At 37.0% G+C, this 12,083-nt stretch carries 13 protein-coding genes; 6 read left to right on the top strand and 7 right to left on the bottom strand.

What is annotated here, in order from left to right; all coding sequences use genetic code 11:
- Nucleotides 1-4: 4 nt before the first annotated feature.
- Nucleotides 5-541 (bottom strand): YciI family protein, encoded by a 537-nt coding sequence (locus tag E1J38_RS03360; protein ID WP_255449776.1) that lies wholly within the window; start codon nt 539-541, stop codon nt 5-7.
- A gap of 7 nt (nt 542-548) precedes the next feature.
- A complete protein-coding gene (locus tag E1J38_RS03355; protein WP_133355999.1) occupies nt 549-1,022 on the bottom strand; it encodes a CYTH domain-containing protein in 474 nt (157 codons plus the stop codon).
- Between the two features lie 113 nt (nt 1,023-1,135).
- Between E1J38_RS03355 and dinB the strand changes: the two genes are divergently transcribed.
- The 3 genes from dinB (at nt 1,136) to E1J38_RS03340 (ending at nt 4,583) form a co-directional block, all read left to right on the top strand.
- Nucleotides 1,136-2,245: a DNA polymerase IV gene (gene dinB / locus E1J38_RS03350; RefSeq protein WP_133355852.1), complete on the top strand. Its 1,110-nt coding sequence runs from the start codon at nt 1,136-1,138 to the stop codon at nt 2,243-2,245.
- 206 nt (nt 2,246-2,451) lie between these two features.
- Nucleotides 2,452-3,294: a VOC family protein gene (locus E1J38_RS03345; RefSeq protein WP_186525808.1), complete on the top strand. Its 843-nt coding sequence runs from the start codon at nt 2,452-2,454 to the stop codon at nt 3,292-3,294.
- The gene (locus tag E1J38_RS03340; RefSeq protein ID WP_133355854.1) at nt 3,291-4,583 is read left to right on the top strand and encodes an alginate lyase family protein; all 1,293 of its coding nucleotides are present in this window, start codon (nt 3,291-3,293) and stop codon (nt 4,581-4,583) included. Before E1J38_RS03345 ends, E1J38_RS03340 begins: the two co-directional genes overlap by 4 nt.
- A gap of 400 nt (nt 4,584-4,983) precedes the next feature.
- Here E1J38_RS03340 and pyk read toward each other — a convergent pair whose 3' ends face one another.
- The 5 genes from pyk to E1J38_RS03315 form a co-directional block, all read right to left on the bottom strand.
- Complete coding sequence (pyk, locus tag E1J38_RS03335) at nt 4,984-6,426, bottom strand: pyruvate kinase (RefSeq protein WP_133355855.1); 1,443 nt, start codon at nt 6,424-6,426, stop codon at nt 4,984-4,986.
- Nucleotides 6,426-6,908 (bottom strand): IPExxxVDY family protein, encoded by a 483-nt coding sequence (locus E1J38_RS03330; RefSeq protein WP_133355856.1) that lies wholly within the window; start codon nt 6,906-6,908, stop codon nt 6,426-6,428. Before E1J38_RS03330 ends, pyk begins: the two co-directional genes overlap by 1 nt.
- 117 nt (nt 6,909-7,025) lie before the next feature.
- Entirely contained in the window at nt 7,026-7,766 is a 741-nt protein-coding gene (gene rnc, locus E1J38_RS03325; protein ID WP_133355857.1) for a ribonuclease III, read from the bottom strand.
- A gap of 108 nt (nt 7,767-7,874) precedes the next feature.
- Nucleotides 7,875-9,122 (bottom strand): beta-ketoacyl-ACP synthase II, encoded by a 1,248-nt coding sequence (gene fabF, locus E1J38_RS03320; protein WP_133355858.1) that lies wholly within the window; start codon nt 9,120-9,122, stop codon nt 7,875-7,877.
- Between the two features lie 12 nt (nt 9,123-9,134).
- Nucleotides 9,135-9,368: an acyl carrier protein gene (locus E1J38_RS03315; RefSeq protein WP_076698750.1), complete on the bottom strand. Its 234-nt coding sequence runs from the start codon at nt 9,366-9,368 to the stop codon at nt 9,135-9,137.
- Nucleotides 9,369-9,641: 273 nt separating this feature from the next.
- On the opposite strand from E1J38_RS03315, the gene purN reads away from it, so the two are divergent.
- The 3 genes from purN to E1J38_RS03300 all read left to right on the top strand — a co-directional run bounded on the left by purN (nt 9,642) and on the right by E1J38_RS03300 (nt 11,928).
- A complete protein-coding gene (gene purN, locus E1J38_RS03310; RefSeq protein ID WP_133355859.1) occupies nt 9,642-10,208 on the top strand; it encodes a phosphoribosylglycinamide formyltransferase in 567 nt (188 codons plus the stop codon).
- Between the two features lie 63 nt (nt 10,209-10,271).
- Nucleotides 10,272-10,913 carry a ribonuclease H1 domain-containing protein gene (locus E1J38_RS03305; protein WP_133355860.1) on the top strand — a complete coding sequence of 214 codons (642 nt, stop codon included), beginning with the start codon at nt 10,272-10,274 and terminating at the stop codon, nt 10,911-10,913.
- A gap of 88 nt (nt 10,914-11,001) precedes the next feature.
- On the top strand, nt 11,002-11,928 hold the full coding sequence (locus tag E1J38_RS03300; RefSeq protein ID WP_133355861.1) for a PfkB family carbohydrate kinase: 927 nt from the start codon (nt 11,002-11,004) through the stop codon (nt 11,926-11,928).
- Nucleotides 11,929-12,083: the final 155 nt, after the last annotated feature.

The raw sequence follows: 12,083 nt of genomic DNA, 5'->3' as shown, positions 1-12,083 counted from the left end.
ATTTCTATCTAAGGGGAAAACCTTTTGCTGCCCACCAAGGACGTACTTCAATTTCTAACCATCCAGCTTTTACAGCGGGGTCAGCTTTTGCTAAACTATCGGCCATTTTAAGTGTAGGTACATTGTAAATGGTAATACCTCTAATATCACCATCATCACCAAAAGGTCCCGAAATATCGGCGTATCCCAACTCATACATTTTAGTTAAATGGGCTAAATGTTCCTTTTGAATAAGGGCAGCCTCCTCTTCATTTTGAGTTCTAATGGGGCCTCGTTTTAAAAAAGCCATAAAGTATTGCTGCATTAAAATGGTGTCTTGAGTCTTTTCATCTACATAATCAAATGTTTTAAAACCTTTTGCTGTGAGTTCTTCTTTTAATTGCGTAATCGTTTTTTCAGCAGGTACCTCATCAAATTCTAGGTTTGTTGAATCTGTAACCACTTCAGAAACCACATCTTCAACGTTGGGTAAGGTTGTTGTTTCTTTTTTGCAAGATATCATAGTGGCTAACACTATAAATGTAAGTACTATTGTTTTCATCCTATGCTTATTTATCCCAATTGCAATATGGGTTTTTGCTAATTTGCGAGTTGTAATATTTAATATCTCCCGTAACTTCTTCTCCCAACCAATCTGGTTTTTCAAAGGTTTCGTTTTCAGATTGTAATTCAACCTCAGCAACTATTAATCCTATATTATCTCCTAAAAACTCGTCTACCTCAAAAATATGGTTTTTTACAGGCACTTCATAACGAATTTTAGCAATAACCCCCAATTCACAGAGATTTAATAAGCTTTTAGCATCTTTATCAGATATTGGGGTTTCCCATTCAAAACGTTTTAAACCATCGTCGGTTGATGGCCCTTTTACCGTTAAAAACCCCTCATCTCCTTTAAGTCTTACTCTAACAGTGCGTTGTTTATGCGTATTTAAAAACCCTTGGGTTATTCGGGTTTTATTACTAGCCTCTTTTTTATAACCATTTGATATTACCAAAAATTTGCGTTCTATTTCAATCATAACAATGACCGCGAAAGCGGGTGTCTCTTTTAGAATTCTCAATATTAGAGAAATGTTTTTGTTTTAACTTTTTTTGAGATTCCTGCCTACGCAGGAATTCATAAATTTACATCATGTCTGTTGATTTACCAATACGAAAAATTATTCATGTAGATATGGATGCCTTTTATGCATCGGTAGAGCAAATGGACAACCCCCAATTAAAAGGTAAACCCATTGCTGTTGGTGGTGGCGGTAAGCGTGGTGTGGTAAGTGCTGCCAGTTATGAGGCCAGAAAATTTGGTGTAAAAAGTGCCATGGCAGGAACCTTAGCTGCTAAGTTATGTCCGGAAATTATTTTTGTGCGCCCCAATTTTGAACGTTATTCTGAAATCTCTAAAAAAATCCGAGCTATTTTTTATGATTATACGCACTTGGTAGAACCACTTTCTTTAGATGAAGCATATTTAGACGTTACCCAAAATAAAAAAGGCAATCCCAGTGCCACATTAATTGCTAAAGACATTAGAGAACGTATTTTTAATGAGGTAGGACTCACCGCTTCGGCAGGTATATCTATCAATAAGTTTATTGCCAAAGTGGCTAGTGATTATAACAAACCTAACGGACAAAAAACGGTTAACCCCGAAGAAGTACTTACGTTTTTAGAGCAACTAGATATAAGAAAGTTTTATGGTGTTGGGAAAGTTACCGCCGAAAAAATGTACCAGAAAGGTATTTTTACGGGAGCCGATTTAAAACAAAAATCGTTGGAGTATTTAGAAACGCATTTTGGTAAATCTGGAGGGTATTATTACCATGTTGTTAGAGGTATTCATAACAGCGAGGTAAAACCATACCGCACTAGAAAAAGTTTAGCCGCCGAACGTACCTTTAGTGAAAACCTAAGTAGCGAAGTATTTATGCTTGAAAAACTGGAGCACATTGCACAAGAAGTTTCCAAAAGATTAAATAAAAGCCAAGTGGCTGGCAAAACAGTAACTTTAAAAATTAAATACAGTGACTTTACGCTGCAAACCCGCAGTAAAACCTTGCCTTATTTTATTAATGACAAAGATGTTATTTTAGACACTGCTAAAGATTTATTATATCAAGAAACCTTGAGTAACTCGGTACGCTTATTAGGGATTTCGTTATCCAATTTAAATAATGAAACTAAAAAAACTCCCGCGGCACCTAAGCCTAATAAAACAGTAAGTGTACAGTTAAAGTTTGAGTTTTAATATCTTTATTTTGCACGAAAAATAGTGTTTTTTGAATATCGAATCCATAAAAAAACAGAAACAAATCAATAATAATTAAATCATAATCACAGATTTAATTATTACTTAGTAAATTACTTCAAGTTTTTGTAAATTTTAATTTCAATGTAATCTGAAAAAATATGAAGAAAATAGTCCTTTTAACCCTAATACTATCTTGCCTATCCATGGGAGAGAAAATTGAAAAAGAACTTCCTATTCAGGGAATAGCCCATGTGGCGTTTCAGGTATCAAGTCTAGAGCAATCGAGTGCCTTCTATACGGCTTTCTATGGATTTGAATTCGCTTTTGCGGCGTATGAGGATCAGGAGGCTTGGTATTTAAAAATCAACGACGACCAGTTCGTGAAGTTGGTCTCAAAGCCGGAGGGAACGGATGACAATCGGTTAGTAGAAGTCGCGTTTCAGGTTTCAGATATTGAAACTACTGTCGCGATACTCCAAGAAAGAGGGCTCGACCCGACACCCGTGGAAAAAAGGCCGGATGGTACCTTAGCTAGCGGTCTCGTAGGGCCGAACGGACATAACCTGATTTTTGTTGAATATACTTCCAATTCCAAGCAAGTGTTGGCACGAGGCAAGCATCTTGGAGCGAGACGGGTTTCCGATCGTTTGCTCCATGTGGGCATCACAATTACGGACGAAGAAGCGGCCAACCAATTATATCGAGATGCTTTAGGCTTTCAAGAAATTTGGCGTGGATCGCGTGAGGATGGTGGTCCGGATGCTTGGGTAAATATGCAGGTACCTGGAGATAGAGGCGACTATGTCGAATATATTCTTATAAACGATATGAAACTAAGTAGAAGGCAAATGGGCACAATGCACCATATGTGCCTTTTGACTGATGATATTAGAAAAGCGCATCGCGATATGTTATTTAACGCCTTGCCCGACCTCGAACGCTACGAGCCCTTGATTGCCCGTAACAATCGCTGGGTATGTAATGTGCACGACCTAGATGGTACGCGTTGTGAAATAATGGAATCAAAACCAGCAGTAAAAAAATGATAAATACAATAATACCATCCCGTCTCTCCCTGTTAGGAATCCTATTTTTAGTAGTGAGTCCATTTGTTCTTCCGCAAGCGGGTTTTGAACAAAACAAGTCAACTGATGCTTCAGCTAGAAAAGAGAGTCCTCGTTTCTTCGGCGCAAGACGCGGCGCCTTGACAAGAGTAAAGAAAAGCATTAGCCAAGGTGATGCCTCGCTTATGCCAGCCTACAAGGCCCTCTTGAAAGCTGCAGATGAAGCTCTAGCGACAGAACCTCCGACGGTAACTGATAAAAAACGACATCCTGTTACTGGGAACCTCAATGACTACTACACACAAGCCCCTTACCTTTGGCCAGATCCTTCGAAGTCAGACGGTCTGCCCTACCTACCAAAGGACGGCGTTATCAATCCGGAATCCAGAAACCCCGATTTTGTGGACTATTCTCGCGGTAAAGAAATCGGCTACTTGGTAGAAACACTCGCCCTCGCATATTACCTTACTGGTGAAGAGTCTTACGCTGCCCATGCAGCTCGGTGTCTGCGGGTTTGGTATATAGACCCTGCGACACGGATGAACCCACACCTACAATATGCTCAGGCTGTGCCAGGTAGAAACCAAGGCCGGTATATTGGAATGATTGAAACAGGTGGCGTGGTTCAAGCGGTTGACGCGGCGGGATTATTAGATGGATCAACGCATTGGAACGAAGGTGATCGAGCGGCACTGGAAATATGGATAGCGGACTTTCTGGATTGGTTTATGAATAGCGACTATGGTCGTGAAGAAGTCCAAATGCGACAAAATCATGGCACGATGTTCGACGTAAGAGTGGTGCGATTAGCGCTCGCTTTGGATAAGAAAGACCTAGCTCGTAAAAAACTGGAGTCGGTAAAAGAAAACCGAATCGCCCTTCAAATAGAACCAAACGGCGCTCAACCGATGGAGCTGCGCCGCACCAAGTCGTTTGACTACTCTGAAATGAATTTGACAGGACTCACTGAACTTGCAACTCTTGGTGAGTGGGTTGGGGTGGATTTGTGGACTTATGAAACAGCAGATGGCCGTAGCATTCGAAAAGCGTTAGAATTCCTTCGACCTTATATTGAAAAAGTGCCAGAAGGATGGCCTCCTCGGGTTTGGCACTACAAGCAGATTGTTCCCTTTTTGCCGGAGATTCTCGCTCCTGCATTTCGTATGGCGAGCGTGGGGTATCAGGATGAGGAATACGAAGCTGTTGTTGGGCTGTTCTCTGGTTTCAAAGCATCAAGCTTTCAGTTAACGCATCCGAAAGGCTCTTTTTGACAAATTTGAGTTACTCATTAAATTTTAAGCCTATCCTTATTCGAAAATTTTGATGCTAACGACGATTTTTGGAATTGATGGGTTTATTACGCAAAAAATTAAAAAACCACTAACATTAGATAACATCAATTAGGCGTATTCGACAACGTTCCAATCCTTCCAATAACTATCAGGAAGGAATAACTTAAAATAGTTCTAAACCTGAAAAGAGTAATTTTTAACCCATGGTTGTCGGTAATAATAGGCAAGTGACAGACAATACTGAACCGTTATAAAAACCATGTAAAGTCACTAGCATTACTCGTAGTCTAGACTACAAAATAACCTTCTTTTTAATTATTGAAATTGTTACTATGGTAAATAACTACATTGTCAAGACGTATGCGAACCGCTAACAGTTTTAGAAACTACAGCTTTTAATTTCGGTAACACGTAGTGTGTTTACCATTCCCTTTTCTTGTATGGGCATTGCTGCTAAACTTACCAGCATATCACCCGCTTCTAAATAACCCATTTGGCAAGCAATTTTGTTTACGTCTTCAATGGTTTCATCAGTACTTACAAACCTATCATAATAAAAAGCGCGTACACCCCAAAGCAAGCTTAGACGTGTTAAAATGCGTTTGTTTGACGTAAATACTAAAATATGACAAGACGGTCTCCAAGCCGAAATTTGGAACGCTGTATAGCCACTATTGGTTAAGGTTGAAATGGCTTTGGCATCAATTTCGTTAGCCATATTAGCCGCGTGATAACATATAGATTTTGTGATATAACGATTGGTACGAATATGTGGTGGTAACTGAGGCACTTTAATTAATGGTGAATTCTCAACACTTTGTAAAATACTTGCCATTTGTTGAATAACCTGCACCGGATAACTTCCTACAGAGGTCTCACCAGAAAGCATTACCGCATCGGCACCATCCATAACTGAGTTAGCAACGTCATTCACCTCAGCCCTGGTTGGTGTTAAGCTAGAAATCATGGTTTCCATCATTTGGGTGGCAATTATTACCGGAATTCTAGCCTTTTTAGCTCGTAATACCAATTGCTTTTGTATTAATGGTACATCGGCCGCTGGAATTTCTACACCAAGGTCACCACGTGCTACCATGATACCATCACAATGGGTTACAATTTTATCGATATTTTCAATGGCCTCTGGCTTTTCAATTTTGGCAACTATTGGAATTTTGTGGTCACTATGTTCTTTTATTAAATCACGTAGTTGCATTAAATCTTCAGAATGACGCACAAAAGACAAGGCAATCCAGTCTACATCTTGTTTAATGGCAAAAATAGCATCACTAATATCTTTCTCAGTTAATGCTGGTTGCGATATATTGGTATTTGGCAGGTTAACCCCTTTTTTAGATTTAAGTGGCCCGCCTTGAATAACTTTGGCTTTTACCTCAGACTTCTGGTCTGTTGAAACCACTTCAAAAATTAATTTACCGTCGTCTAAAAGGATACGTTCTCCTGGTTTAGCATCTTGCGGAAACCTATCATAGGTCATGTAAACACGTTCTTTGGTGCCTTCAAAACGCTCACCGGTAGCAAAGATGATTTCATCATCTGGGTTTACCACCACTTCTTCCTTCATAACGCCCACACGAAGTTTAGGACCTTGTAAATCGGCTAAAATGGCTGCCGTAAATCCATATTCTTCATTAAGCTCACGAATCATATTGATACGCTCGGAAACATCCTCATAATCGGCATGAGAGAAATTTATTCTAAAAACATTAGCGCCTGCTTCAAGCATTTTCTTTAATACTTCCTTGCTGCTGGTTGCAGGTCCTAACGTAGCTACTATTTTGGTTTTTTTTGTTAATGACATTAGATAAAAATTAAATGGTCTTTAGATTTCAATTGAGTAGATTCAATATTATAGGCTGTGGCCACTTGCGGTATTTTTAATATCCTGTTTAAAATATACTTTTCTTTACTGAAATTGAACTCGTTATCTATCTTTAAAAAATAATTAACGGTTTTATATTCTGGTATTAAATAATTGATTTTGGTTGTTTTTTCCTGTATGTTAAACAACGAATCTGTTATACCTTCTCTATAATGTTCCGTTTTACAGACATTAGATACTAAACTCCAAATGGTTTGTTGTTTACAATCTTCCCATTCATATACAGCATAGGTTAATGTGCCATTTTGAAAGTCTAAATCTGATGCTTTTCTTCTAAGGGTAATACCTAAAAATTTATTTAATAGATACGCTAACCTATAGTCTTCAAGGGTGCAATGAATTGCAATTAAAGTAAATAGGTCTTCATCAATAGCATCTAAAACAAGCTTATGAACTGCCATACCCTAAATTAAGGCGTAAATATAGCATTTAAAATATTGAATTGTAACAGGTTTAACTATTCTTAAATGTTAAGTAAACTAAAACGTTATAGTAAACTACATTTTAGATAGTAATTTTTATATCATTTTAGACATCTTACTCTGAAAAGCAAAAAAGGCACGCTTTGATGCTTTTTCTTCGGCCTTTTTCTTTGAAGTTGCTCTGGCCTTGGCTACCACTTTATCATTGATTGATAGTTTAACCGAAAAATGCCTAACATCATCATTTCCAGTATCTTCATAAACGTTGTAGCCAAAAGTTTTCTTTTCTTTTTGGCACCACTCTATGAGTAAACTTTTATAACTTATAACTTTACCTTCTAACTTTTCGATATCTACATAAGGAATGATAACACGCTTGAAGATGAATTTTTCGCAGTATTTATAACCCTTGTCTAAAAAGATGGCACCTACTAGGGCTTCAAACAAATTTCCGTGAATATTGTCTCCAAACTGACCTGCTGGAATTTTACTTTTAACTAAACTAATAAGTTTTAGTTCTTTTCCCAATTCATTTAAATGCTCTCTACTTACTACTTTAGAACGCATTTTTGTGAGGTATCCTTCATCACCACTAGGAACTTCTTGGTATAGATGAGAGGCAATTACGGCACTTAACATAGCATCACCCAAAAACTCTAAGCGCTCATAGTTTATGGCATTGCCTTCATCGTCTTTTAAGTTCATAGAACGATGTGTGAATGCTGTTTTAAAGAATTCAATGTGCTTAGGCTTGAATCCTACAATTTTAGTTACTTCCATAAAAAAATTCCCGTTGCCTTTAAAACGGGAATTTAGTATGTTACGAATGTTTTTCATCTGATAATAAATATTCTATTTTAATGTCAGATGTAATAAACCATGGTTCATATAATATGTAAAAATTAATTTATCGTTATGGTTTATTTCATTCGGGATTCTGTCTATCTATATTTTCTTGAATAATACACAAGCGTTGTGACCGCCAAATCCAAATGTATTACTCATTGCTACTTTTACGTCGCGCTTTTGAGCCTTGTTTAAAGTTAAATTTAATTCTGGATCAATATTTTCATCAACCGTAGTATGATTAATTGTAGGAGGCACTATACCATGCTCAATAGATAAAATACTAGCAATGGCTTCAATAGCTCCCGCTGCACCTAACAGATGCCCTGTCATTGATTTTGTAGAATTAATATTTATGTTTTTTGCATGACTGCCAAATACCTTAGAAATGGCTTTAAGTTCTGCCACATCTCCTAATGGTGTAGATGTCCCATGAGTATTAATATGGTCCACATCTTCTGGATTAAGTCCTGCATTTTCTAAACAATTTTTCATTACCTCAACTACACCTAGTCCTTCGGGGTGAGGAGCCGTCATATGGTAAGCATCTGAAGATAAACCACCTCCAGCTACTTCAGCATAAATTTTAGCACCTCTAGCTTTAGCATGCTCATATTCTTCTAAAATTAAAGCACCGGCTCCTTCGCCCAAAACAAAACCATCTCTGGCTCCGTCAAATGGTCTTGAAGCTGATTCTGGGCTTTCATTTCTGGTAGATAACGCATGCATGGCGTTAAAACCACCCATACCAGCTATGGTTACTGCTGCTTCACTTCCTCCTGTAACAACCACATCTGTATATCCCAAACGAATAGAGTTTAAGGCATCAAATATAGCGTTGGCAGAAGATGCACACGCTGAAACCGTTGTGTAATTTGGACCCATAAAGCCATGTTTTATGGAAATGTTTGCTGGCGCAATGTCAGCAATCATTTTTGGAATAAAGAAAGGGTTGAATCTTGGTGTACCGTCACCACCAGCAAAGTTTAAAACTTCTTGCTGGAAAGTTTCTAAACCACCAATACCTGCACCCCAAATAACACCAACACGCAACTTGTCAACCTGGTCTAGATTAAGTTTGGCATCTGCAATAGCTTCATCTGCAGCTACCATAGCATATTGTGCAAACTTATCCATTCTGCGGGCTTCCCTTCTATCTATATATTGTGTAGCGTCAAAGTTTTTAACCTCACATGCAAATGTGGTTTTAAACTTTTCGGTGTCAAAATATGTTATAGGCGCAGCACCGCTTTTACCACTAACTAGACCATCCCAATATTCATCTTTGGTATTGCCTATAGGTGTTAAAGCCCCTAAACCTGTGACTACAACTCGCTTTATTTCCATAAAGTAATGTGCTTATTTAGCAGCTTCTATGTAAGAAATAGCTTGACCTACTGTTGCAATGTTTTCAGCTTGATCATCTGGTATTTGAATATCAAATTCTTTTTCAAATTCCATAATTAGTTCTACAGTATCTAATGAGTCTGCTCCTAAATCGTTAGTGAAGCTAGCTTCAGCTACAACTTCGTTTTCATCAACTCCTAATTTGTCTACGATAATCGCTTTTACTCTTGATGCAATGTCTGACATAATCTTTTAATTTTAAGTTTTAATTCAGTTGGCAAAAATAAAAAACTTTATTTTAAAACACCTATTTACAATAAAAATGTGTTTGTAATTTACTAAAATAACTTTTAAGTATTTTAATTTTACCTACTAATTGTTAATAATTATTCTTTTTTTTGTTCTAACAATCTCAACATTATAGCCTGTTATATGAAATGAGCTTGATGAATTTTAAAAGCATGCTTTGTTTTTGATAGCGAATTACATCTGACAATAATTTAAAATACACATCAACAGATGAAACGCGTAGTAATTTTTGCAACCGGAAGCGGATCTAATGCTGAAAATTTAATAAGGTTTTTTCAAAACAGTGATAATGTATCTGTTATTCAAGTGCTTACTAACAATCCTCATGCCAAAGTTTTAGACCGTGCCAAAAGGCTTAAAGTAAGTGCTTTATCTTTTAATAGAATTGCATTTACCCAAACAGATCATGTGCTAAATAATTTAAAGATCTTAAAACCAGACCTTATTATACTGGCTGGTTTTTTATGGAAATTTCCTGAGAAAATTTTAGATGAATTTCCCAATAAAGTGATTAATGTGCACCCTGCGTTACTACCTAAATTTGGAGGAAAAGGCATGTACGGTATGCATGTGCATAATGCTGTTGTTGAAAATAAAGAAATAGAAACAGGTATTACTATTCATTATGTAAATGAAAATTATGATGAAGGTGCTACTATTTTTCAAGCCAAATGCGATGTGTTACCTTCAGATACTGCCGAGAATGTTGCATCCAAAATTCATGAATTGGAAATGGAGCATTTCCCAAAGGTGGTTGAGCAATTGTTAAAAGATTAACTGTCATGCTAAGCGTAGTCCAAGCATCTAAAATTAGATTTACCCTTCACGAGGATGACAAAAATGGCATCTAAAAAAAAGAAATATTATACCGTTTGGAAAGGTCATAAAACAGGAGTTTTTGAATCTTGGGATGACTGCAAAGCTCAAATAAAAGATTTCAAAGGCGCCATCTACAAAAGTTTTACTTCTTTTGAAGCAGCAAAAAAAGCTTTAAAAAGCAATTACAAAGACCATGTTGGGAAGTCTGCTCAATTTAAAAGTGAGCTCTCTGAAGACCAACTAAAAAAGATAGGACAGCCTAATTACAACTCCATTTCTGTTGACGCAGCCGTTAGTGGCAACCCTGGTAAAATGGAATATCGTGGCGTTGATACCAAAACCAAAAAGCAATTATTTATTCAAGGCCCTTTTGAAGAAGGTACTAATAATATAGGTGAGTTTTTAGCTATTGTACATGGGTTGGCTTTTTTAAAAAAACATGAAAGCAACCGTAACATTTATACTGATTCTAAAACGGCCATTAGCTGGGTTAAAAAGAAAACATGTAATACAAAACTAAAACGCACAGATAAAAACAAAACTCTTTTTGAACTTGTGGATAGAGCAGAAAATTGGTTAAAGAATAACACTTACAATACGGTTATTGTTAAATGGGAAACCAAAGCTTGGGGTGAAATTCCTGCAGATTTTGGGAGAAAATAAATTACTTTTTTTCATTGTACATACAACAAAAATAATATTGATATAGTATTTAAAAGGCTTATATTTGCACAAAATTGTCAGTCCTTTTATGGGTAAATTAGTTATAGTTGGCACCATGGCGTTTGATGCTATTGAAACGCCTTTCGGGAAAACCGATAAAATACTTGGTGGTGCTGCAACTTTTATAGGTTTAGCCGCCTCTCATTTTAAAATTGATACCGCTGCAGTATCTGTTGTTGGAGGAGATTTTCCGCAGGAATATTTAAACCTTTTATCTAAAAGAAATATTAACCTTGATGGTGTAGAAATAGTAAAAGAAGGTAAAACATTTTTCTGGAGTGGGCGTTACCACAACGACATGAATTCTAGAGATACTTTGGTAACCGAACTCAATACCTTGGCAGACTTTAATCCGATTGTTCCAAAAGATTATCGTGACGCTAGTGTGGTTATGTTAGGAAATCTTCACCCAATCGTCCAATCAAGTGTGTTAGATCAAATGACTAAGAAACCAGATTTGGTTATTTTAGACACCATGAATTTTTGGATGGATACCGCTTTAAATGATTTACATAATGTTATTAAGCGTGTAGATGTTATTACCATAAATGATGAAGAAGCAAGACAACTTACTGGAGAATATTCTTTGGTGATTGCCGCTAGGAAAATTCAAGAAATGGGACCTCAATATGTGGTAATAAAAAAAGGAGAGCACGGTGCTTTGTTGTTCAATGACGACAATGTTTTTTATGCGCCAGCATTACCACTAGAGGAAGTGTTTGATCCCACAGGCGCTGGCGATACGTTTGCAGGTGGATTTGCTGGTTATATAGCTAGAACCAATGACACCTCATTTGAAAACATGAAAAACGCTATTATTTATGGTTCAACCCTCGCTTCGTTCTGTGTTGAAAAATTTGGAACAGAGCGCATGGTGAATTTATCAGGTGATGAAGTACATAAACGATTACTAGAGTTTAAGCAATTAACTCAGTTTGAAATAGAATTAGGATAAACCAGCGCGCTCAAAATAGAGCGCGTTTTTAATTGAAAATATTATTCCAAAAACAATATCTTTTTGGAATCAACAATATATCATTTCTGAGCTAGTCTACAATTGGTGTAGAGAGTCAGAAGTCTAAACAAAACTCTGGAAGCAATTCTAGAATA

The organism is Seonamhaeicola sediminis (genome assembly GCF_004358095.2).
GTDB lineage: Bacteria > Bacteroidota > Bacteroidia > Flavobacteriales > Flavobacteriaceae > Seonamhaeicola > Seonamhaeicola sediminis.
This window is presented reverse-complemented; position numbering and strand designations above follow the sequence as displayed.